22 protein-coding genes are annotated in these 26,325 nt (G+C 45.2%); 14 read left to right on the top strand and 8 right to left on the bottom strand.

Going from position 1 to position 26,325, the window contains the following annotated elements:
* Window positions 1-97 precede the first annotated feature (97 nt).
* The 3 genes from GYK50_RS09790 (at window position 98) to GYK50_RS09780 (ending at window position 2,950) form a co-directional block, all read left to right on the top strand.
* Window positions 98-661, top strand: coding sequence for a DUF421 domain-containing protein (locus tag GYK50_RS09790; protein ID WP_212563822.1), 564 nt, complete (start codon window positions 98-100; stop codon window positions 659-661).
* A 455-nt stretch (window positions 662-1,116) separates the two neighbouring features.
* Window positions 1,117-1,866, top strand: a complete 750-nt coding sequence (locus tag GYK50_RS09785) for an electron transfer flavoprotein subunit beta/FixA family protein (RefSeq protein WP_212563821.1) — start codon at window positions 1,117-1,119, stop codon at window positions 1,864-1,866.
* Window positions 1,867-2,017: 151 nt separating this feature from the next.
* Complete coding sequence (locus GYK50_RS09780) at window positions 2,018-2,950, top strand: electron transfer flavoprotein subunit alpha/FixB family protein (RefSeq protein WP_212563820.1); 933 nt, start codon at window positions 2,018-2,020, stop codon at window positions 2,948-2,950.
* Between the two features lie 166 nt (window positions 2,951-3,116).
* Here the strand turns inward: GYK50_RS09780 and GYK50_RS09775 are convergent, their stop codons facing one another.
* Window positions 3,117-3,911: a TrmH family RNA methyltransferase gene (locus GYK50_RS09775; protein ID WP_212563819.1), complete on the bottom strand. Its 795-nt coding sequence runs from the start codon at window positions 3,909-3,911 to the stop codon at window positions 3,117-3,119.
* A 96-nt stretch (window positions 3,912-4,007) separates the two neighbouring features.
* Window positions 4,008-4,991 carry a class 1 fructose-bisphosphatase gene (locus tag GYK50_RS09770; RefSeq protein ID WP_093069590.1) on the bottom strand — a complete coding sequence of 328 codons (984 nt, stop codon included), beginning with the start codon at window positions 4,989-4,991 and terminating at the stop codon, window positions 4,008-4,010.
* 384 nt (window positions 4,992-5,375) lie between these two features.
* Here GYK50_RS09770 and GYK50_RS09765 point away from each other — a divergent pair, with 384 nt between their 5' ends.
* Genes GYK50_RS09765 through GYK50_RS09755 form a run of 3 tightly spaced genes read left to right on the top strand, consistent with a single transcriptional unit; the run spans window position 5,376 to window position 8,260 of the window.
* Complete coding sequence (locus GYK50_RS09765; RefSeq protein WP_071003207.1) at window positions 5,376-6,449, top strand: aspartate carbamoyltransferase catalytic subunit; 1,074 nt, start codon at window positions 5,376-5,378, stop codon at window positions 6,447-6,449.
* Window positions 6,450-6,507: 58 nt separating this feature from the next.
* The gene (locus GYK50_RS09760) at window positions 6,508-7,719 is read left to right on the top strand and encodes a dihydroorotase (protein ID WP_212563818.1); all 1,212 of its coding nucleotides are present in this window, start codon (window positions 6,508-6,510) and stop codon (window positions 7,717-7,719) included.
* Window positions 7,720-7,774: 55 nt separating this feature from the next.
* Window positions 7,775-8,260: a DUF2127 domain-containing protein gene (locus GYK50_RS09755; protein ID WP_227674297.1), complete on the top strand. Its 486-nt coding sequence runs from the start codon at window positions 7,775-7,777 to the stop codon at window positions 8,258-8,260.
* 88 nt (window positions 8,261-8,348) lie between these two features.
* On the opposite strand, the gene GYK50_RS09750 is transcribed toward GYK50_RS09755, so the two are convergent.
* The 4 genes from GYK50_RS09750 to GYK50_RS09735 form a co-directional block, all read right to left on the bottom strand.
* Window positions 8,349-9,623: a cation:proton antiporter gene (locus GYK50_RS09750; protein WP_093069596.1), complete on the bottom strand. Its 1,275-nt coding sequence runs from the start codon at window positions 9,621-9,623 to the stop codon at window positions 8,349-8,351.
* A gap of 48 nt (window positions 9,624-9,671) precedes the next feature.
* Window positions 9,672-11,243, bottom strand: coding sequence for a DUF2254 domain-containing protein (locus GYK50_RS09745; protein WP_212563817.1), 1,572 nt, complete (start codon window positions 11,241-11,243; stop codon window positions 9,672-9,674).
* Window positions 11,244-11,570: 327 nt separating this feature from the next.
* Window positions 11,571-14,432, bottom strand: a complete 2,862-nt coding sequence (locus tag GYK50_RS09740) for a M66 family metalloprotease (RefSeq protein ID WP_093069602.1) — start codon at window positions 14,430-14,432, stop codon at window positions 11,571-11,573.
* A gap of 166 nt (window positions 14,433-14,598) precedes the next feature.
* Window positions 14,599-16,170 carry a YihY/virulence factor BrkB family protein gene (locus GYK50_RS09735; RefSeq protein WP_212563816.1) on the bottom strand — a complete coding sequence of 524 codons (1,572 nt, stop codon included), beginning with the start codon at window positions 16,168-16,170 and terminating at the stop codon, window positions 14,599-14,601.
* A gap of 288 nt (window positions 16,171-16,458) precedes the next feature.
* Between GYK50_RS09735 and wrbA the strand changes: the two genes are divergently transcribed.
* Window positions 16,459-17,076, top strand: coding sequence for an NAD(P)H:quinone oxidoreductase (wrbA, locus tag GYK50_RS09730; protein WP_075106955.1), 618 nt, complete (start codon window positions 16,459-16,461; stop codon window positions 17,074-17,076).
* 127 nt (window positions 17,077-17,203) lie between these two features.
* Window positions 17,204-17,656, top strand: a complete 453-nt coding sequence (locus tag GYK50_RS09725) for a hypothetical protein (RefSeq protein WP_212563815.1) — start codon at window positions 17,204-17,206, stop codon at window positions 17,654-17,656.
* 112 nt (window positions 17,657-17,768) lie between these two features.
* Here the strand turns inward: GYK50_RS09725 and GYK50_RS09720 are convergent, their stop codons facing one another.
* Window positions 17,769-18,524 (bottom strand): DUF3108 domain-containing protein, encoded by a 756-nt coding sequence (locus GYK50_RS09720; RefSeq protein ID WP_227674299.1) that lies wholly within the window; start codon window positions 18,522-18,524, stop codon window positions 17,769-17,771.
* Between the two features lie 457 nt (window positions 18,525-18,981).
* On the opposite strand from GYK50_RS09720, the gene groES reads away from it, so the two are divergent.
* Window positions 18,982-19,272 (top strand): co-chaperone GroES, encoded by a 291-nt coding sequence (gene groES, locus GYK50_RS09715; RefSeq protein WP_058024926.1) that lies wholly within the window; start codon window positions 18,982-18,984, stop codon window positions 19,270-19,272.
* Between the two features lie 123 nt (window positions 19,273-19,395).
* A complete protein-coding gene (gene groL, locus GYK50_RS09710) occupies window positions 19,396-21,045 on the top strand; it encodes a chaperonin GroEL (RefSeq protein WP_212563814.1) in 1,650 nt (549 codons plus the stop codon).
* Between the two features lie 209 nt (window positions 21,046-21,254).
* Here groL and yaaA read toward each other — a convergent pair whose 3' ends face one another.
* Window positions 21,255-22,067 carry a peroxide stress protein YaaA gene (gene yaaA / locus GYK50_RS09705; protein ID WP_212563813.1) on the bottom strand — a complete coding sequence of 271 codons (813 nt, stop codon included), beginning with the start codon at window positions 22,065-22,067 and terminating at the stop codon, window positions 21,255-21,257.
* Between the two features lie 478 nt (window positions 22,068-22,545).
* On the opposite strand from yaaA, the gene GYK50_RS09700 reads away from it, so the two are divergent.
* The 4 genes from GYK50_RS09700 (at window position 22,546) to GYK50_RS09685 (ending at window position 26,245) form a co-directional block, all read left to right on the top strand.
* Window positions 22,546-23,700 (top strand): NAD(P) transhydrogenase subunit alpha, encoded by a 1,155-nt coding sequence (locus GYK50_RS09700; RefSeq protein ID WP_186475004.1) that lies wholly within the window; start codon window positions 22,546-22,548, stop codon window positions 23,698-23,700.
* Window positions 23,701-23,797: 97 nt separating this feature from the next.
* A complete protein-coding gene (locus GYK50_RS09695) occupies window positions 23,798-24,136 on the top strand; it encodes a proton-translocating transhydrogenase family protein (protein ID WP_212564546.1) in 339 nt (112 codons plus the stop codon).
* The gene (locus tag GYK50_RS09690; RefSeq protein ID WP_414706365.1) at window positions 24,133-25,533 is read left to right on the top strand and encodes an NAD(P)(+) transhydrogenase (Re/Si-specific) subunit beta; all 1,401 of its coding nucleotides are present in this window, start codon (window positions 24,133-24,135) and stop codon (window positions 25,531-25,533) included. Before GYK50_RS09695 ends, GYK50_RS09690 begins: the two co-directional genes overlap by 4 nt.
* Before the next feature lie 175 nt (window positions 25,534-25,708).
* Window positions 25,709-26,245: an acyl-CoA thioesterase gene (locus tag GYK50_RS09685; protein ID WP_186475002.1), complete on the top strand. Its 537-nt coding sequence runs from the start codon at window positions 25,709-25,711 to the stop codon at window positions 26,243-26,245.
* Window positions 26,246-26,325 lie beyond the last annotated feature (80 nt).

Here is a 26,325-nt window from a genome sequence, read left to right as displayed (position 1 = left end):
TTTTTATATCATTTTATCTGAAGTAGCGTTTGATTGATTTTCTTAATAATTATCAGTTCATAATAGGTACTGACTCAATAATAAATAAGGCTCTATTATGAAATGGGAAACTTGGTTTTCAATTGACTGGCAACAGCTGTTAGGCATTTCATTGTCTGCGGTGGGTTTCTATATAGGTTTAATGCTTTTTACCCGACTGATGGGTCTGCGCAGCTTTTCCAAACTATCAAGTCATGATTTTGCCATGACAGTTGGTATTGGTAGTATATTAGCGTCGACTATATTGGCGGATAAACCATCGTTACTGCAAGGACTGTTTGCGGTTGCGGTATTGTTTTTGATTCAAGGTGCTATCTCAATAGTGAGGCGCATGATTAAACCTCTAAAAGCGCTGATAGACAATCGTGCCATCATACTCATGGCACATGGCGAATACTTCTCAGATAACTTAAAAGAAGCGAATCTTACGACCAGCGATGTTCAAGAAGTGCTGCGCAAAAATGGCATCAAAGCCAAAACTGAAATATTTGCGGTCATTATGGAGACGACAGGAGACATGAGCGTCATCAAAAATAATGATGTAACTCCTGACTGGGCGTTGTTTGATGACATACGTGACAGTGAGTTGTTAATGAGCTCTAACAAAGACAGCGACATATAGCTGTTGGGTTCTTCGCGACTACTATTAGTTAAACCCTAGGAAATAAATAATAACAAAATATTAAATAAACATACCATTGAGAGTGCTATAAAGAGGAGGACTCTTAAGGCTATTGTCAAAGAAAAATCACTAGATCACGTGCTTATAACTATTTATTATAGAATAGTGACAAATTTATGACGCATTATTCACGGCGTTGTCTTGACCTTATCTGCAGGCTCACGCAAGATACATAGGTCTGATAAGAACGGTTGGCTTAGCTTTAGCAGATTTTATCCGTAAGAAGTGCAATGCTAATATAATTTCGAATATTGGCGTATTTTTCTTAATTAGTTATACATCTGTTGATATAGTAATAACCTTGAGTAGTATTTTGAACGACGACTTGAACCACAACGAAAATTTGGTTCTTAACTGATATTTTTTAATTCATAACATTAATAAACGAGGAACGTATGAAAGCATTAGTAGCGGTCAAGCGTGTCATTGATTATAACGTAAAAGTACGTGTAAAAGCCGATAACTCTGGCGTTGATCTATCAAACACCAAAATGTCGATTAACCCTTTTGACGAAATCGCAGTAGAAGAAGCCGTTCGTCTAAAAGAAGCTGGCGTCATTGATGAAATCATCGTCGCGTCTATCGGTCCAAAAGAGTCACAAGAGCAAATTCGTGCAGCCCTAGCATTGGGTGCTGATCGTGGTATTTTAGTCGTGAGTGACGAAAAACCGTATCCACTACAAGTTGCCAAGATTCTAAAAAATATCGCTGAAACAGAAAGCACAGATATTATCTTGTTGGGTAAACAAGCGATTGATGATGACAACAACCAAACGGGTCAGATGCTAGCGGCATTGATGGGTATCGGTCAGGGTACGTTTGCCTCAGAAGTGAAGGTTGAAGGCGACAAAGTCAACGTAACGCGTGAAATCGATGGCGGTCTACAAACAGTTGCCCTTGATTTGCCAGCAGTCATCACAACTGATCTACGTTTGAATGAGCCACGTTATGCGAAACTGCCTAACATCATGAAAGCGAAGAAAAAGCCGCTTGATGAGAAAACGCCAGCAGATTTCGGTGTCGATATGGCGTCTAAGCAAGAGATTATTAAGGTCGTGCCACCTGCTGAACGTAAAGCTGGTATTACAGTAGGGTCAGTTGATGAGTTGGTTGATAAGCTAAGAAACGAAGCAAAAGTCATTTAATTTTTCAATGATTAGATACTTCGCTACGGCATATCCTGTACAAAGCTAAGAATTTGACTGCTTTATTTATATTAAACGATAGTTGCTCAAAGGGCTTTGTACACAAACAACCGCATGAATAGATAATACGAATAAATAAAGGATTAAAACCATGGCAATTTTGGTATATGCAGAACATGACAATGCCAGTCTAAAAAAGGCAACTTTGAACACCATCGCTGCTGCTAAGCAAATCGGTGATGACATCCATGTATTAGTGGCAGGTAGTGGTGCTCAAGCAGCCGCTGATGAAGCAGCAAAAGCAGAAGGCGTGACGAAAGTACTATTAGCTGACAATGCAGCCTATGAGCATCAACTGGCGGGCAATGTAGCACTATTGGTTGCTGATGTGGCTGGTGATTACAGCCATATCCTAGCAGCTGCGACCACGACTGGTAAAAATTTTATGCCACGCGTTGCAGCGTTACTTGACGTCAGCATGCTGTCAGAAATCTCAGGCGTAGTAGATGCGCAAACGTTTGAGCGTCCAATTTATGCAGGCAATGCAACGGCAACCGTCAAAACCTCTGAAGATAAAGTTGTGCTAACCGTACGTACGACCGCGTTTGATCCAGTAGCAAGCGAAGGTGGTTCAGCGACTGTTGAAACGATCGATAATGTACAAGAAACTGGCAAAGCTAGCTTCGTGAACGAAGAAATGGCTAAGTCTGATCGTCCAGAGTTGACCTCAGCTGGTATCGTGGTTTCTGGTGGTCGTGCCTTGGCAAATGGTGAAAACTTCACCAAATATATTGAGCCATTGGCTGACAAACTAGGCGCTGCTGTTGGCGCATCACGTGCCGCTGTCGACGCAGGTTATGTACCAAACGATATGCAGGTTGGTCAAACCGGTAAAATCGTTGCACCGCAGCTATATATCGCCGCTGGTATCTCAGGTGCGATTCAGCATTTGGCTGGTATGAAAGATTCTAAAGTCATCGTTGCGATCAACAATGACCCAGAAGCGCCTATCGCTAGCGTTGCTGATTATTTCTTAGAAGCTGATCTATTTGAAGCACTGCCTGAGCTAACTAGCAAGGTTTAATGTTAATGTATAGTCACAGAACTACTAAACGGCTACGGCGTTGTATCCGTTTTAGACTTCTTTGACTATATTAGTAGTAGACAGATAACAAAAACCCACTATCAATCGGTAGTGGGTTTTTTTATTGCTTGATAGAGAAGATTTTAATTGTAGTTATAAATGGACGCTAAGAGTACTGTCTTTGGCGCAAGGTTTCGTACAGACATAAAGATCCTGCAATAGCAACATTCAAGCTTTCTTGGCCATTTGGCTGCGGTAAAGCGATAGGGGTGGCACATTGCATTAGCTCGTCACAAACGCCTTGACCTTCATGACCCATAATCCACGCCACAGGCGCAGATAAATCGTGATCGTAAATGATAGTATCTGTATGTGAGCTGGTCGCCAACAGTGGAGCTTTTACGTGATCTAAAATATCTTGCGTACTCAAGCCTTCATAAATAGTCAGTGCAAACTGTGCACCCATACCTGCTCGTAGCGTCTTGGGAGACCAAGCTTGCGCGGTAGCACTGGTACATAAGATGTTGCTAATACCAACGGCTGCTGCTGTACGCAGGAGTGTGCCGACATTTCCGCTGTCTTGTACATCGTTCAAGACTAAGCAATCTTCATCAATCACTGGCAAGCTAGGCGTTGGTACGTTAATGATAGCCATGATATCGATACCAGTACCTAAGCTACGAATACTCTCGTACAGTGAATTGGATAAAATAAGAATAGGCGTATAAGTCGGCAGACGAGTCAATATTTGCTGAACTTCAGGATGACTACGCGCTGACTCAGACAGTAGTATCTGGGCAAAAGGATAGTCGCTACGCAGCGCAGCATCTATCAGATGAACACCTTCTATGACGGTCTGACCATGCTTTTTGCGTTGACGTGCTTGTGCCAATAGGGCTTTTACAAGCTTGACGGTGGTGTTCTTATCTGAGGTAATCAGCTCGGTGGGATTTAATACCATAGTGGATCGCTTAGAGAAGAGTAGGAGGGTGAATAACCAGCATCGAGCTTATAATCTCGCTGTAGGCTGGTTATTTTTAGAAAGTACTTATATCAATTACTGCTCAGAATAATTGACGTGTAAGTCTCTAACATAATTGACTTCGTTTTTGCTACCGAGCACCACAGGAACACGCTGATGAATGTCAGTGGGCTCGATATCTAAGATGCGATTGACAGCGTCTGTCGCACCGCCACCCGCGCGTTCAATCAATAAGCTCATTGGATTGGCTTCATACATCAAGCGTAGTTTACCCGCTTTATGCGCGTATTTGGTATCAAACGGATAAGTGAAGAGACCACCGCGGCATAAGATACGATGGACGTCACCAACCATAGCGGCGACCCAACGCGTATTGAAATCGCGTCCACGTACGCCTGTCTCGCCAGCGATTAACTCATCGATGTACTGTTGCATCGGTGCGCGCCAGTAGCGATAATTTGAGCTATTGATCGCATATTCACTCGTATCGGCATCGATTTGCACGTTGTCTTCTATCAGCACATAGTCTTCAGTTTCTGGATCTAGGCTAAACATCACGACTTTATCTGCGATGGTCAACGCCAGTACCGTAGAGGTGCCATATAACAAGTACCCTGCTGCTAGCTGTTTGTTACCTGCCTGTAGATAGTCGCTGTTTTCACTGGTTTGACCTTGACGCTCGTACGGCAGAACAGAAAAAATCGTACCTACTGCCATATTGATATCAATATTTGATGAGCCATCCAGTGGGTCAAACAAAACCAATAGACTGCCATCGTCATTAGCAGGGGTGGCATCATCAAGCTCTTCTGATGCAACGCCGGCACAATGGGTATTCTTTGCCAATGCATCTAGCAGTAAGTCATTGGCCAGTATGTCTAGTTTTTTCTGATCTTCGCCTTGGACGTTTTGATTGCCAGCCTCGCCTAAAATATCCGCCAGAGCACCTTTTCTAAGTAGTTGTGAGATGGTTTTACCAACATTAGTGACCGTGGTAATTACATCGTTGAGTGCAGGACTAGAGGCATGTTGGTTTAGATAATCTGCTAAGGTCGTCATAAAGCTTCCTAATAGAGGGTATGGAAAGTAAAAAATGGATGGTCTTAGAGTCAGGTCATAGGCGGCATTTGGCACACCTTAAATGGTTGAGTTTTTAAATAGCTTATACGGTATCTTTGTCCTGACCACAAAATCGGCTACACTATATCTATTGTTATTCATTTATAGATTTGTCAGAATTATTCTCTATGAGAATATAGCATGTCTATTTACGCTTTCTGATTGTCTGCTGAGGCGGTTTTGGTCGAATTTGATTACGGTAAATTGTAGCAAATAAGCGTCAAAATGTCCTCGTCTCTGTGCCTATCGGTGCTAAATGATTGAACAAAGATGAATAAGCGATTACGACAGACTCATATAAACCCACAATAAAGACTCGTCATTATGTCAAATTCTCTCGATAGTAGCGCTACACAACCAGTCTCACCGACTGATTATGCAAAATTTGATCCCAATACAATTCATCAAAGACTCAATACCTCACTGAGTCGTCCGCAGCTCAACACCGATGGCAGTATCAGGCATTTCTTGGGTGTTGAAGGTCTTAATAAAGCACAGCTCAAAGCTATTATCGCAAAAGCAGAGACTTTCTTTGATGAAAACGGGCAGCTCATCAATCGTCCTGAGTTAGATGGCTATACGGTCATGAATTTGTTCTTTGAACCATCGACTCGTACCCGGACGACTTTTGAAGTAGCAGAAAAACGCTTGGGTGCTAATGTACTTAATATCGATATCGAACGCTCTAGTACCAAAAAAGGCGAGAGTCTACGCGATACCTTGTGGAATCTACAGGCGATGACCGCAGATATTTTTGTAGTTCGACATTCAGCATCAGGCGCTGCGCATTTTATGGCGACAGAAGTGACCCCTGATATTGCTATCATCAATGGGGGGGATGGCTGGCATGCGCATCCTACTCAGGGAATGCTCGACATGTTGACCATTCACCGTGAGGCACCGCGCCCGTTTGAAGAGCTGTCTATCGCAATCGTTGGTGATATTAAGCACTCACGCGTCGCCCGTTCTGATATTAGCGCCTTGCAAACCCTAGGTGTGACAGATATCCGTGTGTGTGCGCCGCGTACTTTACTGCCGAAAGGTATTGAGCGTTTTGGCGTAAAAGTATATGAAAATATGGATGAGTGTGTCACTGATTGTGATGTGATTATGGGATTAAGAATACAAAATGAGCGTATCGGTTCGCCGCTATTGGCATCGTCAAGTGAATACTATAAGCATTATGGGATCACGCCAGAGCGAGTAGCATTGGCCAAGCCTGATGCGCTAGTTATGCACCCAGGGCCAATGAACCGCGGTGTTGAGATTGCCTCTAGTGTGGCTGATGGCGCGCAATCGGTGATCTTAAAGCAGGTAAATAACGGTATTGCCATACGAATGGCGGTCTTGTCGCTTGCGATGGAAGGTCAACGTGCTCATCAAGCGGCTGGCAAGTAACAGCTTGCCGCGCGACTTATTCTCATTTATTTCATTTTATTGATACGGTAATAACGTTATGTCTACCATGCTTAATACGGATGCACCCATCTTTGACCATTTACCAAAAGCATTTAAAGATGCATTGCCGCAAACTGTAACAGAAAAATTGTCTACGCTTGATGCTGAACATGAGATGTGGTTACTACCACCATTAGTAGATCTATGCGCGCGCTTGCGTGAGCCGGGCCAACAGCAACACGGTACGCTGGCATCAGAAGGTAGGGCAGCTCGTGGTAACGGGTTTTTGCATGTAGTCACGCCACCTGACACCAATCCTATTTTAGAAAATGGCTCCCTCTTAAAGGGCTTGCGTGAGCGCGCCTTGAGTGATGGCGGTATTTACTTGCATATTTTGGGCGCATTGACCACAGGGTTAGAGGGCGAACGACCGTCTAATATTGCAGGGCTTAAAAAGGGCGGCTGTATCGCAGTATCCAATGCGCGTAGACCTTTTCGCAATGACTTAGTATTGCTAAGAACACTAGAGTACGCGGCGACTTTTGGTATGAAAGTATTCTTTTATCCTGATGAGCCAAGTCTGTCTGGAGATGGCGTGGCGCATGAGGGTTATGTCGCCTCTTATCATGGTTTACAAGGGATTCCTTGGATTGCGGAAACGGTTGCACTATCTAAGCAGCTGTTGATGGTTGAAGAGACGGGGATAGCCGCTCACTTCAGCCAGCTGTCTTGCAAGTCTTCGATTGAGCTGATGCGCTGGGCAAAAGATAAAGGCTTGCCTGTTACGTGTGATGTTGCGATGCATCAGCTGTATTTAACTGATGACAATCTTGAAGGCTTTAATGCTCAGGCATATGTCTTGCCACCGCTACGTAGTAATACCGACCAGCAGGCAATCCGCCGTGGCTTAAAAGATGGCACTATCGATGCCATCTGTAGTCATCACGAGCCACTGAACAGTACGGCGAAAAAAGCGCCATTTGCTGAGAGTACGCCAGGTATCTCGAATTTTGATACTTTTATGGCGCTGGCCTGTCAGCTGGTCAATGATGAGGTACTAACACTCTCAGAGCTGGTTGATAAAATCTGTCTTAATCCGGCAAAGATTGCGGGTATTCATGAGCAGTATGAAGCGATCGGCGGCGCGGTATTGGTTGACCCGAATCTTGAGTGGCAAGTGACTGCGCAATCTATGCTATCGAATGGTAAAAACACACCATTTTTTAATCAGCAGTTGCAAGGACGTGTTGTGGAGACGTTCTTTGGCTAATTTGCCCCGACAGGATGATAGTCTACCGCTATCCTCGAAGGATAAAGGGGGTGAAATGATTGACCCTCTAGAAAAAACGCACAGCACAGCCAGTGAGTCTATCAAAGCAGTGGCCATCTATGAAGTCGTCAAAGGTGTGGGGGCATTATTAGGTGCAGGTGCATTGTGGTCGTGGCATACCGATCTTGAGCATTGGCTGACGACCGCGACTGGCTCTTGGCGCCATACCTTTGGCCACCTACTTGCACCGCAAATCGACAGTGTAGTAAGTATTGCCCAACAGGCCAGCAAAAACTGGCCAGTGTTTTTATTGTTGATATTTGCTTATGCCAGTTTGCGCTTCCTAGAAGCCTATGGATTATGGCGCGATAAGACATGGGCGTATTGGTTTGGTGTGCTGGGCTATGGTGTCTTTATTCCTATAGAGGTTTATTATCTGATAACCAGTCCATTTGATTGGTTTAAACTGGTAATATTGGTTTCTAATCTGCTTATTATTATCGTGGTTTATCGTAATATGAAAAGAAAGGGTTTAATATAACCATTGAAACTGCTCAAAAAAGCCAGCCAAAGCTAGCCTAAGACATCATGTCTCAGGCTGGCTTTTTTATACGTGCTGTATTTGTGGTTTATGCCTCTGTTATTTCTTTATCCTTACGAATGCTCTTGGCGACTCTGCCAACACTGAGGCCCTGTACCAAGATAGAAAATATCACTACCGCATACGTGAGCGCCAGTAAAATGTCACGCTCTGCGCCCGTTGGTAGCTGCAGCACCAGTGCCACCGAGATGCCGCCGCGCAGTCCGCCCCATGTCAGTACTTTCCACGCTCCAGTTGGCAAGTCAAGCTGCCGCTGAAGGGTCTTTGTGGTCATACCGACAACGATAAAACGGGCAAGCAAGGCAATAACAATCGTCAAACCTGCAGCGATAAATAGATTGCCAGAATATGCAATCATCACCACCTCAAGTCCAATTAAGACAAATAAAATCGCATTGAGAATCTCATCGATCAGCTCCCAAAATAGATCGATATAGTGCCGTGTTTTATCACTCATCGCCAGTGCTCGTCCGCGATTACCGACCATCAGTCCCATCATGACCATGGCCAGTGGCCCTGAGAGATGCCAATGACTGGCCAGCGCATAGCCGCCGATCACCCCCGCCAGCGTCAATAGCACCTCTTCTTGATAACTGTCAATGCTCTTTAGCATATAGTACAAAATCGCCCCGAGCACCAGACCAAACACAATGCCGCCTCCTGCCTCAACGGCCAAGGTATGGGCCACATAGTTGGCTGTTGGGATATCGCCGCTGGATAAAATACCAAGTAGCAGGACAAAAATAACGACGCCGATACCATCATTAAACAACGACTCGCCTGCGATGACGGTCTCTAAGCTTTTTGGGGCGCCAGCGGATGATAAGATGCCCATCACCGCGATAGGGTCGGTCGGCGAGATTAAAGCGCCAAACAACAAACACCAAAGAAACGGCAAGCCAAATCCAAAGAAGGGCAACATAAGATAGAGCGCAGTGGCGATTAGCAAGGCTGAGACTAGGGTACCCACGCAGGCGAGAATACCAATGGGCAGTCGATAGCGTTTTAAGTCACTGATATTGACATGCAGCGCCCCTGCAAATAAAAGCATCGAGAGCATACCGTCCAATAGCACCTCGGTAAAATCTAGCTGCTCTAGTAAGCTCACTTCATAATCAATGAGCTGGTCGAACCCCAAAAACCCCAAAAAAATCGCACCGATAGATAGGACAATCGAGATGACCATGACTCCAATGGTCGTGGGCAGACCGATAAAGCGATGATTGACATAGGTCAGCAGGGCAGTAATCGATAAAAAGATAGCGCTGATTTCAAGTATGGTCAGGCTGGTTGCAGATGCCATAAAGCAGGTCTCTTATGAGTGATAAGTAGTAAAAGTAATCAGTACAAATTATTTAGTGTGCGCCTGTAGACTTTGGCGAATGCTGGCAGCAAAGTCACTGACATAGTAAAAGTGTTGGTGCTGCGAGTTTTTATCAATAATAAAGGCTTTGGCTTGCTGGCACATCGCGCTTAGGTCATCGATAAGCTCTTGGTAGCTTAGGTTTTCTTCTCCTGCGCGCTCAATTAGGTGTAGCTCATGCAGCAAGGTCTGCTGCTGTGCTTGATTGATACAGGCATAGTTGAGATTGACCATCGCTTGACACAGCGCCTTTAGGACCATGGCATCAGCTGCGGCATAGCGCCGAATCTCTCCAAGTGAGGTATTGATGAATTCTGATATTTTGGGCGTATAAGTCACCACGGTCAAGATAGCCACGCGCTGCTGCACCACCACTTGTTTTGGTCTAGCGGTATACGGCGGTTTGTCACGGTGCTCGGCAGGTACATAAAAATGATAGGGGCTAGGCGGCTGACGACGCATCATAATGCTCAGGCAACTGGTGAGCGATTGTACGCAGTTGACGGCTGTTTTTGGGTCATTGATACCAGGTGAGAGGGCGCGCACCGCAATCTCGGTCATCTGCCCCAGACTATAGGCAATATCATTGGAGTGTGCCAGTCGCTGCTCGATACGAATACAACCGGCAAAGCGCTGCCAAAACATACCATCAGGGGCACGTGGCACCACAGCCAACTGCGGCGTTGCGGTTTTTTGCCGATTATTGGGATGGTCTGTCGGACGTTGATAAAAATGCCCAATGACGTTTTTGTCAGTGACATAATCACCGAGGTTGCTCTGTAGATGCACCACGCCGCCATACTCTTGAGTCAGGGTGATTAAAGACTCCAAATAAATGTGCTGCAGGTAGCCCGATTGCGGCGGATAAATCGGCGTTGCCTGCCACTGGTGAAACTGCTCGACATCATGATGTTCAGCATCACGTTGATGCTGGATGTCGCATCGATCGCTGTACCAAGAATAAATATTATTAATCGCATCGTTGCTGGCATTTTGGATGACGTGAGACGCTTGAATGGCATGTACCATATGTTGTACAAAATACACCAGCAACAGCGCACAGATGATCGCCATGATAATCCCAAAGGTCACCGCCAGTTGCGGTACGCCAAAGGACACATCGTATTTGTGGATAGATTTTAAGACGAGTAGGCTATAGCTAAAGGTACCAATGAAAGCGCCAAGTACAAATTGATTGGGCGTATCTGTCAAAAAGTTGCGTAATAGCCGTGGGCCAAACTGGGAGGAGGCCATCGACAGCACGGCAATCGTAATTGAGAACGTCGTACCAGCAACGCCCAACACCGCACCAGCAATAGCGGTCATGATAGCGCGCGCCGCATCGTCATCACCTGTAAACGCAAAAGAGATCTCTCGGACCGTTTCACGATCAAAGTGCTGATCTATCGTCACCAGTACCGGCGCCAGTAAGATGCCGGCGATGACGCAAGCAGTCGGAATAAACCAATAAGAGCCGATCAACTCCTGCCACAAGTTTCTTAAACGATCGGGCAGGTCAGCCAATGTCTGTAACGACCAAAGCTGCGAAAACGCCTTCATTCTCTGCACTGAAAATAAGAGTAGTCGCTTAAAAAAGCCATTTTCAGGGTGTTTGTCCAATATTCGCGCTCCAAAAATGACTGACGAGATCTTATATAGTGAATCTATTTTAAAACAGGTATCGTCCTACAGGGATTCATTGTCCTTGCTTGCTGCGTCTACGCCCTATAGCCGGTTCAAAATAAAATGGTGATAAATTTAAGCGTAACGCTGGAGTAATCTTTTGACTATTTATTACCTTATCATATAAATAATAACGATGAAAAATTTAGTAAAAATAAGCCCCTATCATAGGAGCTTATTTTTATCATTATTATGTATTTTCAATTAGCTGATGAGACTATAGAACCAAGTGCTTATCGCGTTGCTTACTTTGGCTAGTGTAGAGGGTTGCTGATGATTACTATTGATGCTTGCCAACTGCATTTGCATGGTGTCTGTCGTCACTGCTTGTTTTTGCATACTCTCTATTATCAGCGGTAGATTTTTGCCAGCGCTAGATAATATCAAACTCGAGTTTTGCGTGAGCATCGTCCATCTTTGGTTGCCACCACCTGTACAGCTATAGCGAATGAGTCGAGCGCGATTATTACTCATATAGCCATTTTCTAAGTCAAAGCATTGATTGCCTTGCTTGATGGCATTGGCGGATACATCCATTTGCCAAACTTGCAAGCTTGCTTGATCATCACAAGGGGCTAGGTTAATGACATTGCCACCTTGCGGCATTAGGCACTGATCTAGTGCCATTTTATTGTGGATACGACCTTTGCTGTCTTGAATCCATTGCTCAGAGTCATCTCCTGTGCAAGCACTTGGTCCGCTGATAAAAGCATTGAGCTTACCATCTTTTAATGTTTCAACCTTAAGACAGTTGTTACCATTCATGAGTGGGCTGACATTTGCTAGAGGCTGATCATCTTGCAGTTCTAATTCGTTGACAAACTTATGAAAGGCAGTGATGACCTCCGGCCCGCCCTCGACTAAATCAGTGCGATACACATCGACCCAACGATTTAGGCGATGCATGGTCTGTTGTTGCTGCTCATAACGCTCGAGTACCTGAAAGGCAAGCGGGCTGAGTGCTTGACTGAGCGCATCACGATCATTTTTATAAGAGTGGTATATTAGCTCACCCTCGGCGTCCAAATTGATAGTCGGGTTGGCCGATTGATCGATAAGTTGCCGCGCTAATAGTGGTAATTCGATTTTTCTTAAGGCGCTAAAGCCATGCTCTTTACCAAAGGTAACGGCTGGCTTAATGGTATCGCTATAGGGACCAATAGCGGTTGATGATAATAATACCTGTGCTTCGTTGGCTTTTTTACAATACAAATCGACTTTATTAGGGTTTTCAGAAATCGCTAAATTGACGTGAAATTTATTGGCATTGCTATTGCCATTCATGCGATGAGGGGCAAGGGCAATGTTATTGACCATGTTGTTACTGTAAGTAACGGTCAGCCAGCAGCTAGCGACGTCAGCTGAACTACTCGCCGCCGGTAAGTCAAAGACGTTACCCCAGTTACCACGCGCTGCTGGATAGATAATACCCTTTTGGGTGACAGGGTCATAACCGCCTAAAATAGTATAAACAGGCACGCCTTGCAAACGCGGTCTTAAATAGTTGCCATCGGCGCTGTTGTACCAAACATTATTAGATCGTGGTACTTTTGGTTGTGCGATCTGCATTCTTTGACGCTCAGCATCCCACTTTTTATAGCCCGTCGGTGAGTCACTGGCAAACATATAACGATCAAATGCTGGCTGGATTTTGGTTTTTGTACTATAGCCGGTGTAATGAGTATAGCGCGAGATGTCACTGTTATTAGAGCCACCAGACATAGCGTCACGACCATAGCCGTATTGACCTAAGAAAGTAGGTGAGTCTTCAGTACCGGCACCGACGTCTTTTCGCCACCATTCAAAGTTACCACGCATTCTATTTCTAAGGGGCATGTAACCCCAACCACTATCGGCATGGTGCTCTGACCAGAATTTTTTATCACCAACTTTACCTGGATAATGCCCCAATCCATAATGATGGCCAATTTCATGACTAAACTCATTACCGACCGAGTCAATCAAAGTCAGCATACCATTGCCACCGCTTAAGCCATGGTTAAATGTACCGTTGGCGTATTTGCCACGGGCATGGTGCACATTGACATTTTGGGTGAGCTGCGGCTGCTCTTGGCTTGCCATCGATGCGCTAGTGACGCCCCAGTTGGCAAGGTTAATACCGACGCCAAAGGTTGATTTGCCTGTGTTTTCGCGCATATCACCGCTGTATACGCTGCCATCTGAGCTGCTACCTGAAGCCGTATCATAAATAGTACCGTTCGCTACCATCACCCGATCAAGCACGACGTCATCGTATTTAGCGACGGTCATCTTTGCTGCTGGAATGGTCTGGAAATAATCTGCGCCCGCCTTTTCTGGCTGTAGCAGCATATAATGACCATTGTTGTTTACAGTCACTGGGCTCAAAAGACCAAGACGAATATTGGTTAAGACCAGCTCACCTGGCGCCGCAAAGTCTATTTTATTCTCTAATAATTCACCGCTACGATTTTGTTCATCGACAATACGAATCTTAAGGCCGCTTTGTACTTCATCCCAGTTGAGTTTGGTTGACCAAGCGCGCTTACTATAGGCGACCCGTGGTCTATCATCGCTGTTGTTTTGGTCAGATGGTGGGATTTGGGTCGGGTCGTCTAAATTGACCCTGCGTAATAGCAGACCATCTTGATAAATCTCAGCAACCAGTTGATTGACTGCTCCCATCTCAAGCGTAGGCGTAACCAGTAATAACGCCTCTTTTTCTGCAGTTAGGCGTGGCATGTTTTTTGCTTCGTTGCCTTGAGGATCTACCGTATGATTCTGCCCAAACTGAATCATAGCTTGAAAAGAGCCAGTCAAGTCAGAACGGATCTCTCGTGTTTCACCGGCACCGTCATAGTCAAAGAAGCCTAATTGATAATAATCAGCACGGTCTTTTTGTGGTTCTGGATATTTGATCGGCGTGCTTGGTTCCAGCGGTGTTAATGGTTCGCTAGGCTTGATTGGCGTACTTGGCTCCAGCGGTGTCAGTGGCTCACTTATATCAGGTGGAACCACTACAGGCGGCTTATCAGATGATGCAGGCTGTGTATTATCATCACTACCTTCACCGCATGCAGATAGCATTATAGAGATGATGCCGATACTTATGGTTTTTAATGGAAATGGTGTGTTATGTGTCAAAAGAATACCCCAACAAAGGTGTTGCTGGGAATATAACAGCTATATTAATAAACTGTACTACATTTGTTTTCTTGTTTCCAATCAGCTTTCTTTTATCTACTTTAGCAAACTAATTTTTATTGCTAGAGCCGTGCTTAGGGTTGTCCGCTTCGGTGATGATTGTGCTTTTGTGTCCCCATCTGCTGGTTTGTGGAGACGGCGGCGTTTTTGGGTCTATAGGAATGATGATTTCATTATCATGTGCATCACACTCAACCTTACTGTCCTTGTCATAAGCGGCTGGATCAAAGTGCGGGGTCGCTGTTGTATCAGTTGACTGTCGAGCTAAGCTGTTAGGAACGGCTTGCGATGTTTTTCTAAATTCAGGTTTTTTAAATAAAGGGTGTGGGGTGTTTTTATTCGTCCCTTTATCATCAGGGTTTTTGCGCGGTTCGGCGTTGGTAAAGATAACATTCAACGGCAAGTCTAGCTGCTGCTTGGCATAGGCTTCCGTATGCTCAAATCGATCCACTAGAAGGCTGAGCCATGGCTTTTGCTCTTCTAGCCTCATCTCATCAAGCTCATCCTTAATAGGCAATGGATAAGGCAAGGTGCGATAAAAATCCCACAATGTCATCTTGCTCAAGTCTTTTTTGAGTACATAGTCCTCATCTTCGGTCATGGTGATGAGGTTACTGTCTTGGAGGTAGTTGATATAGGTGTACCATTTGGGTAGCTCTTTGCGTCCCAACACATTGCGCAGCGCTTGTTCGCTGACGGCCTCACCTTTTAAATGATGGGTATATACCAAGTTCAGCATGTCCAGCAAGCTAAGTAGGGGATGGCGCGGGTAGACTTCTTCGGTCTCAAAAATGGTTAAGGTATAGCTGATCTCAACGCCTAACAAAATCAAATTCCAAGACAGGTATATCCATAACAAAAAGATAGGCAAGGCGGCAAAAGCTCCGTAAATGGCCTCGTAGCTGGTAAAGTTTGCCATCACTGTGCCAAACAGATGCTTCATCAGCTCAAAGATAATCGTCACCAAGACCCCAGCGATGGCTGCATTTTTTGCGGGCACACGAGCTTTGGGAATAAACCAATACATCCCTATAAAGCCGGCCATGGTGATACCAACCGACACCACTTGTACCCAAAACCCCCAATCGATCCCGTAGCCTGCGATTTGGCGATTTAAAAAACTCAAGCTTTGTACCGTGCTTGAAGCGATAAACGCCGTACCCAGCACCATAGGCCCCAAGGTCACAATTGTCCAATAGCGCAGCAGACTCTTTATACCACCTGAGCGGCTCTCCACCCGCCAGATTTGATTAAAGGCACGCTCAATGGTGGTCAAGGTCATGATGGTGGTAAAAAATAGCACCATGGCGCCGATGATGGTAAGGTTCGATGATTTTTCGGCGAAGTCATTGATATACTCACTGACTTGCATGCTCGATTGCGGCAACAAGTTGCTATAAATGACCTCGTATATCTGCGCTCTGACGGATGCCAGTGCCGGTACAGAGGACAATATCATGAGCAAAACGGTTAATACAGGCACGATCGACAGCATAGTCGTGTAGGTTAGCGATGCTGCTTTTTGCTGACAGTTGTCTTCAAAAAAGTGCCGCGTCAAAAACCGTAAAAACTGGAACCAGCGCTGATGTAAAAATGGGAGTCTTTTGCTTAAGTTTTCCATAGTGACCATTTAGCAAGAAGTAGAGAGACAATAGTGTAACAAAGATGCGTCGTTATCATCTGCCGTTTAATTGTGTCAAAATGCACAGCGGCTCTTTGATAAGGCATCAGGTAGGCGTAGCTGGAGTAGGTGGTCGTAAAATAGTCGTCAGCTGGTTTGCATGTGGGTGAATGACTGGGGCATAATGAGCACATCATCGCATCGCCTATCGCGGGCGGTATCGTTATTGATCGATAAATAATGATATATAGATAATACTATCAATGATTTTATGAGGAAGGACGGTTAATGAGTCAGGCCAACCCTTACGTTTTGGTGCTTTATTATTCAAATTATGGCACGACAAAGACATTGGCATATGCTATCGCTCAAGGGATCGAAGATGCTGGCATGACCGCACGTATTCGTACTGTCCCGACGGTGGCACCTGAAACCACATTGAGCAAGCCTGCGATACCTGATGAAGGTGACTTGTATTGTACGATGGATGATCTAAAAGACTGTAGCGGTCTGGCACTGGGTAGCCCGACGCACTTTGGCAATATGGCCGCGCCCATGAAGTATTTTTGGGACAATACCGTCACGCTCTGGCTGGCGGGAAATCTACAAAACAAGCCTGCCTCGGTATTTACGGCGACAGGCTCTATGCATGGTGGCCAAGAGTCCACATTGCTCACGATGATGTTACCATTAATGCATCACGGGATGGTCATCGTGGGGGTACCGTATGCTGAACCTGCATTAAATCGGACGCATCGCGGCGGGACGCCTTATGGTGCCAGTCATGTCAGTGGTGCGGCGCATGATCAGCCAGTATCGGCAGACGAGCGTGACCTAGGTATTGCACAAGGTCGCCGCTTGGCAATCACCGCTACTGCTTTAGCACAAGCAAACTGGGGTCGCTAATCGAGTCTCATGTAACCGGTGTTATAGCTCAAGCTTGATACTTAAACACTCTTTGCACTCAAATACTGATGATTAATCGCTAATAGCGACATATCTATGCTATTCATTTAGGAAGTAAAAATCTCTAATGGCTACAAACCACTCTAACAGTAAGTCTCCTAAAGTTACCAAGCCTATCGCACCTATTGCGCAGCGCTTGATGATGACGTGGCTGATTTGGCTGGTTTATAGATTAATGGGACTGCCTATTTTTATCAGTATTTTTAATCCAAGCAGCCCTGATATTGTGGGCGGTATCGCCTGGCAAGCACTATGGCTTTTGCCAGCTTTTATACTGACGCCATGGATCGTGCGCGGGCGCTCGCCTTATGCGTTATTGGTCGGTAGTATGTTTACTCTAGTATATTTGGGCGCAAGTGGCGTGGTGCTGTTTACGCGCGCGTATGGCAGCAGCTGGGCGGAAATAGCGGTATATCTGATTGATTTTGTATTGTTGTTTGCCATCAACGTTTGGTTGTTTATTTTACTAAAACGCTTGCCGTCGATGAATAATGTTGTTAAAAAACCGCGTTCTCATTAGTAGGCTGTAATAATAGTCATTAATCTTAAGATATAAAAAAGCGGCGTTCCAAATAGGACGCCGCTTTTTTATTGCAGTATTACTTTTCAACGCTTCTGTTTACATACTTGGATTAGTTAACCTTAGTCAATTCCAAATCCATCTTCTTACCATCATTGATCTGACTAACTTTTATGGGCAAATAATCCAAGCTCGGCGCTAACCAAAAACTGGTTGAGCGGTCATTGTCGTCATGAATACGGTCAACACGGACAGTATCAAAGGTACCGGCTGGAACGGTAATTTTGGTGCTGCCAGATTTTTTAAATGGGGTCTTTTCGATTTTGTCTTTTTTTGCCATGTAGTAATTGCCAGTGAACTTACCATTTAACAGATCTTGACGAATTTGCACCTCAAGACTCAAATCATCAAAGGCTTGCTGCGGCATACTCAGCGTCGTGGTTTTGCCTTTATAGTTGCTGGTCACCTTTTTGCTATTTGGGTTAAAGTTTAGTTTGTGGGTACGACCCAATCCTAATAGCTTATAAGTGGTGCTGGCTTGGGTTGGAATGACATTATTACCATTGAGGGTAAACGTACTGTTTTGCGAGGCACTAGCTACCCCGGCGACGCGAGCCTTAACGTTGTATTTCCAAGTATTGCCGGATTTGTTTAACGTACGAGTCGCGGTTCCTTTGTATTTGTCTTCAACGGTAAAACTATAGTTGGCCGTTGTTGGCTGAACAGTCTTTGCGCTGGCAAGAGTGGGTGCGGTCATACTCAAGGCTCCAATGGTAGAAATACTGATACCTGTGATTAAGGCAGATAAAAACTTAGATGGACTGCGTTTCGTATTATTAGAAGCGTTGGGCAGTGATTTATTATGCATTGATAAAAAACTCATAGATACCTCTTAGTAGTTAATAAGATGCTGATATAGCAGCATCTATCGTCATTCTTATTATGTTCACAACGCTTATAATGGTCATACTCTGTTACATTTTCAAGAGTAAGAACCGACCGGCACGTGTGACGATTGTAGCGAATGTTGCTATGACATCTGATACGACCATCGAGGGTAACGTGCTGTAAAGCCAGCAATAGAGGGTAAATAAAACGTATGGCCTCTATTAAGCCTCATCTCTATCAAATTCCGTCAGAATAATCTTGTAAATTTTTGGGCTTTACACTTGAAGCCAACCTATCTTGCCCCCACTTTTTGTTACAAGCTCAAAGCGTATCTTTAGATTGCTATGATTGAATGGCGACTCTTATAGATACTGGTATTGAGACTATTAATTCAAATAAACCCTTTATTCAAACAACCAATTTTTGGAGTCATATCGATGAATATTCGTCCTTTACATGACCGTATCGTCGTCCGCCGCATAGAAGAAGAGACAAAAACTGCTGGTGGTATTTTATTGCCGGGTTCTGCTCAAGAGAAACCTTCACAAGGTGAAGTCATTGCAGTTGGTAATGGCCAAGTTCGTGACAATGGCGAAACTCGTGCGTTAGATGTAAAAGCTGGCGACAAAGTTTTGTTCGGTCAATATGCTGGTCAAACCGTGAAGGTTGACGGTGAAGAACTATTGATTATGAAAGAGTCTGATGTACTAGGTGTGCTAGAAGGCTAGTCCTCTTGAGTATCGTTTTATACTCAGCACATCTTGACCACAGGTTCTGATAACCGCTTTTGATAAGCAACTATCAAATCATTCAATTGTATTCTCATACTTATAATAATGGAGTAATTTACCATGGCAAAAGACGTAAAATTCGGCATAGATGCCCGTAAACAAATGATGGACGGCGTCAACGTTTTAGCAAATGCAGTACGTGTCACCCTAGGCCCTAAAGGCCGCAACGTGGTTATCGATAAGTCATTTGGCGCGCCAACCATCACTAAAGATGGTGTGTCAGTTGCCAAAGAAATCGAGCTTGAAAACAAATTTGAAAACATGGGTGCTCAGCTCGTTCGTGAAGTTGCTAGCCGCACAAACGATGTCGCTGGTGATGGTACAACGACTGCGACCGTATTGGCTCAGTCAATCTTGCAAGAAGGCATGAAGTCAGTGGCAGCTGGTATGAACCCAATGGATCTTAAGCGCGGTATCGATAAAGCCGTTCGCGCAGCCGTGCAAGAAATCCATAACCTATCAACGCCAGCCGATGATGAAAAAGCCATCGCGCAAGTCGGTTCTATCTCTGCAAACTCAGACACCAAAATCGGTGAATTGATTTCGCAAGCGATGCAAAAAGTGGGTAAGCAAGGCGTTATCACCGTTGAAGAAGGGTCAAGCTTCGAAGATACCCTAGAAGTTGTCGAAGGTATGCAGTTTGACCGTGGTTATATCAGCCCATACTTTGCTAATAAGCAAGACAGCTTGACTGCTGAATTTGAAAACCCATATATCCTATTGGTTGACAAAAAAATCAGCAATATCCGTGAGATCGTGCCATTACTTGAGCAAGTCATGCAGCAAAGCAAGCCATTGCTAATCATCGCTGAAGACGTAGAAAACGAAGCATTGGCAACCTTAGTTGTAAACAACATGCGTGGTGGCCTAAAAACTTGTGCCGTTAAAGCACCAGGTTTTGGCGATCGTCGTAAAGCCATGCTAGAAGACATCGCAACGCTAACGGGCGGAACGGTAATCTCTGAAGAGATTGGACTAAGCCTAGAGACGGCGACCCTTGACCAATTGGGTACTGCGAAAAAAGTCACTGTTGGTAAAGAAAACACCGTGATCGTTGATGGCGCTGGTAACAAAGCTGACATCGAAAATCGTGTTGAGTCTATCAACCGTCAGATCGCAGAGTCTACTTCTGATTACGATAAAGAAAAGCTACAAGAGCGCGTTGCAAAACTGGCAGGCGGCGTAGCAGTAATCAAAGTTGGCGCAGCGACCGAAACTGAAATGAAAGAGAAGAAAGACCGTGTTGACGATGCGCTACATGCCACTCGTGCAGCGGTTGAAGAAGGCGTTGTACCTGGCGGCGGCGTTGCATTAGTTCGTGCGATGAATGCATTGTCTGAGCTAAAAGGCGACAACGACGACCAAGACGCTGGTATTAACATCCTACGCCGCGCGATGGAAGCACCATTACGTCAAATCGTTACCAACGCTGGCGAAGAAGCATCAGTGGTGGTTAACGCAGTGAAAAACGGCACGGGCAACTACGGCTACAATGCTGCCTCTGGTGAGTACGGCGATATGCTTGAGATGGGTATCCTTGATCCAGCAAAAGTATCACGTTCAGCGCTAGAGAATGCAGCGTCAGTAGCAGGTCTCATGCTAACGACTGAAGCCATGATCACTGACATACCAGAAAAAGAAGACGCAATGGCAGGTATGGGCGCTGCTGGTGGAATGGGCGGTATGGGTGGAATGGGCGGTATGATGTAATTTTACTGTCGCTGCAAAGCGGTTTGTCTTTGTCAGACACGCTCAATGTACAATAAGTACTATTTCGCTTGTTTTCCTCGATAAACCGCTTTTCGCTGAAAGTATGAATAATATCACGTACCTGTGAAATCTAGTCCAAATAAACCCCCCGATAGGCTAAGCTTATCGGGGGTTTTTTTATGCAAGATAAGTATGTTTTGGCTAAAAGATTAGGCATCTGCCTCATCACGACGAAATGTCCACCTCTTATCATCAGACGCCTCGATACAGTAATAATAACCCGCCAAATCAAACTGCTTTAGCTGCTCAGCACTGGTCAGCTTATTGTCTGCTGCGTACTTGACCATCAGTCCGCGTGCTTTTTTGGCATAAAAGCTAATGACTTTATATTGACCATTTTTTTCGTCTTCGAACCGTGGCGTGATGATATCCGCCTTCAGTGCTTTCTTTTTCACCGCTTTAAAATACTCGTTCGACGCCAGATTGATCAAAACCTTGTCCTCACTATCTGCCATACGAGCATTGATAACGTCAGTTATTTCTTCTCCCCAAAACTCATAAAGATTATCACCGCGCGCGTTTTTTAGCTTTGTACCCATCTCTAAACGATAAGGCTGAATCAAGTCCAACGGTTTTAATACCCCATAAAGACCTGACAAAATACCCAGATGTTCATTGACATAGACAGCGGTTTCTTTATCCATGTGATACATATCAAGACCGGTATAAACATCACCGTCGAACAAGTAGCCCGCCGGCTTTGCTGCATTACCAGACTCATCATCAGTAAACGGCTTATCTTCGCTCCAATGCCATTGTTGATTGCGCGTGGCATTGAGTTGCGCAAGATCATCAGAGATGCTCATCAACTCTTGCAGATCAACGGGCTCTTTGGACTTCAATACTTTCATGAGTGACTGTGAGTGCGCGATCAGTTCAGGCTGACTATAGTAGTTGCCCAAGTTCACTGGTATAGCGTCTGTTTCATTCAAAGATTTGGCAGGAGAGAGTAAAAAATACATGGTGAGTCCTTATTATCGTGAGTCAATGACCGACCTGTTCAGATATCAAGCATTCTTATTATACGACAGCTGCGGGTTTAACTTGACTTGACCTTGAGTGTTTTATGTTTTTTTTAAGGGGATATGGCAATGCGTAAATGTCCATACAGTTAGCCTCTATTAAAGCGAGACCTTGTTATATAAGGGATAGAGGTTTTTTGAAAAAATAAAAAACTTTAATATAACAACAAAAGTTATGCAGATGGTATCAATACCTAACTTTTTATCTTACTTGTTGGTCATCATTAGACAATGAAAGTTGGCAGATTATGTCTCTATAATAAAAAGGCATGATGGTAAACAATACATCATTTATTAAATTGATAGTCTTTATTTATGATATTGGATAAGTCATGGTTAAGGATTTTTGTCCCCTATGCTTTTGAAAATGCGTTGAGGGTATTAAGGGTAAGTCATTCTATATAAGTAAGGAGACGATATGAAAATCGGTGTAATCAGTGCAGATATCGCGAGTGAAAGCCGTGTCGCACTAACCCCAGACGCAGTCAAAAAATTGCGCAAGCTTGGGTTTGAAGTCGTCATTCAGTCAGGTGCAGGCCAAGCAGCGTATTATGCTGATGCGTTGTATCAGGCGGCAGGAGCCGACATTGCCAGCAGCAGCGCCGAGGTGATTGCCCAGTCTCAAATTATTACCACCATTCACGACTTGCCCGCCGAAGTGGCAGAGCATTTGAGTGCAGGCCAAATCGTCGTCGGTATGCTAGACCCGTATCGCAACACTCAGCTTGACACTTATGCGGCCAAAGGTGCGACGGCTTTTGCAATGGAGTTATTACCGCGCACATTATCACGTGCGCAAAACATGGACGTATTGTCATCGCAGGCTAACCTTGCTGGTTATAAAGCGGTATTGCTCGCGGCTAACGAATACTCTCGTCCTTTTCCTATGTTTATGACATCTGCGGGTACAGTCAAGCCAGCCAAAGTGGTTATTTTGGGCGTAGGCGTGGCAGGTCTGCAAGCGATTGCAACGGCAAAGCGTCTAGGCGCGGTTGTAGAAGCGAGTGATTTGCGTCCTGCGGCAAAAGAGCAGGTCGAATCACTTGGTGGTAAATGGCTGGATGTGCCGATGAGTGATGACGAAGCACAAAAAGCCAAAGCAACGGGCGGCTATGCGTGGACGCCATCAGAACAATATATCAAAGACCAAGCTGCTGTGGTTGACAAGGCACTCAGCAATGCTGACATTGTCATTACCACAGCACAGATTCCTGGTCGTAATGCCCCGCGTCTCGTGCACGCGGCAACCCTTGCCAAAATGAAAGCAGGTTCTGTCCTGATCGATATGGCTGCTGGTACCGGTGGTAACGTCGAAGGCAGTGCGCCAAATGAGACCATCACCACAGAAAACGGCGTACGTATCGTTGGTGCCGCCAATATCCCATCTATGCTAGCCGCACAGTCGTCAGATCTATACGCCAATAACTTGGTTAACTTTATCACGACTTTGATTGCACCTGCTGGCGACGATGCAGCAGCAAACGACCTTTCGCTTAACTTAGATATGGAAGATGAGATTCAGGGTGCACTGGCAGTGACCCACGACAACCAAGTGCGCTTGGCCAAACGCTAGCCCTTGCTGGTCGCCATACATTTGCCAGACACGAATAAATTTTTAGGAGGATGAGATGATCGCCATCATTTTAGCGGCAGCGCCTGCCGGTGCAGCCATGAGTAGCACACCATTTGTCGCGATTTTTACCGTATTTGTACTCGCTATCTTTGTCGGATACTACGTCGTCTGGGGCGTGACCCCAGCGCTACATACGCCATTGATGGCGGTGACCAACGCCTTATCAAGTATCGTGATCGTCGGTGCGATGCTACAGACTGTCCATATCGACGGCTCGATGTTTACACCGACCAGTTTGCTTGGTGCTTTTGCGGTATTTTTGGCCAGTATCAATATCTTTGGTGGTTTTGCGGTGACTGAACGTATGCTCGCGATGTTCAAACCCAAAGTAAAAAAAGCCCCAGCAGCAAGCACTGATAATGGAGGCAACGCATGAATGATTTATCAGCGATGATTGCGGCGAATGCGGATTGGTTCTATCTGGTTGGTGCGATCCTTTTTGTTTTAACGTTACGCGGATTGTCGAGTCCAAAGACAGCGATTCGTGGCAACCGCTTTGGTATGGTAGCGATGGCGATTGCCGTCGTGACGACGTTCTTTTTAGCAGAAGGTCCTGTCCTTTGGCTCATTATTGGCGCGATGATTTTAGGTGCGCTGGTTGGTATGTGGAAGGCAAAAACCGTTGCCATGACGCAGATGCCAGAAACCGTAGCGTTGATGCATTCATTTGTCGGTTTGGCAGCGGTTGCGATTGCCCTTGCGACGGTATTACACACTGAGCAAGAACATGGCGCGGTTGCCCGTGTTGAGCTATTTATCGGTTGCTTTATCGGTGCGATTACTTTTTCTGCCTCTGTCTTTGCTTTTGGTAAGCTTGCGGCAAAAAGCTGGGCAAAAACAGTCACTGGCGGCTGGGTAAAACCTGTTCAAGCCTTGCTATTTATAGCGATGATTGGGTTTGGCGGCGTGTATTTTGTCACGGATTCCTTGCCTGCGTTTTATGCGATGACAGTGATTGCAGTGATTTTTGGCTGGATGTGGATTGCGCCTATCGGCGGCGGTGATATGCCAGTGGTCGTGTCGCTACTGAACTCATTTTCAGGTTGGGCGGCAGCAGGTATTGGCTTTACCCTTGGCAACTCGATGCTCATTATCGCAGGTTCGCTTGTTGGCTCCTCAGGTGCGATTTTATCTTATATCATGTGTAAAGCCATGAACCGCTCTCTACTAAACGTTTTGTTTGGCGGTATGGGCACGTCAGCGGCCGCTGCAGGCGGTGATGATGGCGCACCAAAAACATACAAATCAGGCTCAGCAGAAGACGCAGGGTTCCTTATGTCCAATGCCAGCAACGTGGTCATCGTACCAGGTTACGGTATGGCACAAGGCCGCGCGCAAAACGCGGTAAAAGAATTGTACGAGCTATTAAAAGACGAAGGTGTCAACGTTCGCTTTGCCATTCATCCTGTTGCTGGTCGTATGCCAGGGCACATGAACGTACTATTGGCAGAAGCCGACGTGCCTTATGATGATATTCTAGAGATGGATGAGATTAATTCCGACTTTGCCAGTACCGATGTGGTCTTGGTCATCGGTGCCAACGACGTCGTCAATCCGTCAGCAAAAGACGATCCGACATCTCCTATCTTTGGTATGCCCATTTTAGAAGCCAACAAAGCGCAAACGGTGATGGTCATCAAGCGTTCGATGAGCACCGGCTATGCAGGTCTTGATAACAGCCTCTTCTATATGGACAAAACCATGATGATCTTTGGTGATGCCAAGAAAATGGTCGAAGAGATGGTGCGTAGTATCAATGGTGGTGGTCACTAACATTTAAAATAGGATGTTAATAAAGGACTCTCGCCCGTAAGATTTTGAACAAGGAAAGTCACTGAGGTGGCTTTTTTTGCGTTAAAGTGATCAACGTTTCGGAAACAACGATAAAAAAATATCGTTGAGCCGTTCAACCTTCAGTCATAAACACAACAAAGTAAGAGTACTATTTATGAATATGTTACTGCGCTTTTTTATTATGGTCAGTTTGCTTAAGCAGCAGCTCAAGCATGAGCCCATGAGTGAGACGATTAGTCTTGAGACCTTGATCGCACCGACTGTCCGTAACTATCGGGTATTACCGCATGACATGGGGTTTCGCGATCATCTGCCCAATTATCGTTACTTGTCATTTATTGAGCTAAACGTGACACGCTGGGTGATGGCACGCTGTCATGAAAAAGGCATCAAGCCTCTGAACTGGGTCATTGCCATGCAAGAGATGGTTTATCTCAAACAAATCAAGTTTTTGGATAAAATGACGCTTAGCAGTGCGGTTGCAGGCTGGGATCACAAATATGTGTATTTTGAGCATCGATTTTTTGTCAAAAATCAGCTCATGGGCGTTGGTATGACCAAGTTTGTATTTACCGATGATACCGGTATGCGTACGCCAGAGGTGTTGGATATGACAGGGGAGCGGTTGACGGAAGTGATTAACACATGGAATAACCACCAAGTTGCTGTGAAATCTACCAAGTCAGCCTAAACCACATTGAAACCCAGTATTAAAAAATAGCGCCCTATAATAACTTGGCTATAATCATTTGCTAAATTTTGGTAGGATAG

The sequence above is a fragment of the Psychrobacter pacificensis genome (assembly GCF_018336615.1).
GTDB lineage: Bacteria > Pseudomonadota > Gammaproteobacteria > Pseudomonadales > Moraxellaceae > Psychrobacter > Psychrobacter pacificensis.
Note: the sequence above shows the minus strand (reverse complement) of the source record. Positions and strands in the feature narration are given on the sequence as shown.

What these genes read in the sequence shown, in the direction of transcription:
- GYK50_RS09700 (WP_186475004.1), top strand. Translation starts at nt 22,546, where the DNA reads ATGAAAATCGGTGTAATCAGTGCAGATATCGCGAGTGAAAGCCGTGTC.
- groL (WP_212563814.1), top strand. Translation starts at nt 19,396, where the DNA reads ATGGCAAAAGACGTAAAATTCGGCATAGATGCCCGTAAACAAATGATG.
- GYK50_RS09735 (WP_212563816.1), bottom strand. Translation starts at nt 16,170, where the DNA reads ATGGAAAACTTAAGCAAAAGACTCCCATTTTTACATCAGCGCTGGTTC.
- GYK50_RS09765 (WP_071003207.1), top strand. Translation starts at nt 5,376, where the DNA reads ATGTCAAATTCTCTCGATAGTAGCGCTACACAACCAGTCTCACCGACT.
- GYK50_RS09780 (WP_212563820.1), top strand. Translation starts at nt 2,018, where the DNA reads ATGGCAATTTTGGTATATGCAGAACATGACAATGCCAGTCTAAAAAAG.
- GYK50_RS09725 (WP_212563815.1), top strand. Translation starts at nt 17,204, where the DNA reads ATGGCTACAAACCACTCTAACAGTAAGTCTCCTAAAGTTACCAAGCCT.
- GYK50_RS09770 (WP_093069590.1), bottom strand. Translation starts at nt 4,991, where the DNA reads ATGACGACCTTAGCAGATTATCTAAACCAACATGCCTCTAGTCCTGCA.
- GYK50_RS09760 (WP_212563818.1), top strand. Translation starts at nt 6,508, where the DNA reads ATGTCTACCATGCTTAATACGGATGCACCCATCTTTGACCATTTACCA.
- GYK50_RS09745 (WP_212563817.1), bottom strand. Translation starts at nt 11,243, where the DNA reads ATGAAGGCGTTTTCGCAGCTTTGGTCGTTACAGACATTGGCTGACCTG.
- GYK50_RS09685 (WP_186475002.1), top strand. Translation starts at nt 25,709, where the DNA reads ATGAATATGTTACTGCGCTTTTTTATTATGGTCAGTTTGCTTAAGCAG.
- GYK50_RS09690 (WP_414706365.1), top strand. Translation starts at nt 24,133, where the DNA reads ATGAATGATTTATCAGCGATGATTGCGGCGAATGCGGATTGGTTCTAT.
- wrbA (WP_075106955.1), top strand. Translation starts at nt 16,459, where the DNA reads ATGAGTCAGGCCAACCCTTACGTTTTGGTGCTTTATTATTCAAATTAT.
- GYK50_RS09790 (WP_212563822.1), top strand. Translation starts at nt 98, where the DNA reads ATGAAATGGGAAACTTGGTTTTCAATTGACTGGCAACAGCTGTTAGGC.
- yaaA (WP_212563813.1), bottom strand. Translation starts at nt 22,067, where the DNA reads ATGTATTTTTTACTCTCTCCTGCCAAATCTTTGAATGAAACAGACGCT.
- groES (WP_058024926.1), top strand. Translation starts at nt 18,982, where the DNA reads ATGAATATTCGTCCTTTACATGACCGTATCGTCGTCCGCCGCATAGAA.
- GYK50_RS09740 (WP_093069602.1), bottom strand. Translation starts at nt 14,432, where the DNA reads ATGCTATCTGCATGCGGTGAAGGTAGTGATGATAATACACAGCCTGCA.
- GYK50_RS09775 (WP_212563819.1), bottom strand. Translation starts at nt 3,911, where the DNA reads ATGGTATTAAATCCCACCGAGCTGATTACCTCAGATAAGAACACCACC.
- GYK50_RS09785 (WP_212563821.1), top strand. Translation starts at nt 1,117, where the DNA reads ATGAAAGCATTAGTAGCGGTCAAGCGTGTCATTGATTATAACGTAAAA.
- GYK50_RS09720 (WP_227674299.1), bottom strand. Translation starts at nt 18,524, where the DNA reads ATGCATAATAAATCACTGCCCAACGCTTCTAATAATACGAAACGCAGT.
- GYK50_RS09755 (WP_227674297.1), top strand. Translation starts at nt 7,775, where the DNA reads ATGATTGACCCTCTAGAAAAAACGCACAGCACAGCCAGTGAGTCTATC.
- GYK50_RS09750 (WP_093069596.1), bottom strand. Translation starts at nt 9,623, where the DNA reads ATGGCATCTGCAACCAGCCTGACCATACTTGAAATCAGCGCTATCTTT.
- GYK50_RS09695 (WP_212564546.1), top strand. Translation starts at nt 23,798, where the DNA reads ATGAGTAGCACACCATTTGTCGCGATTTTTACCGTATTTGTACTCGCT.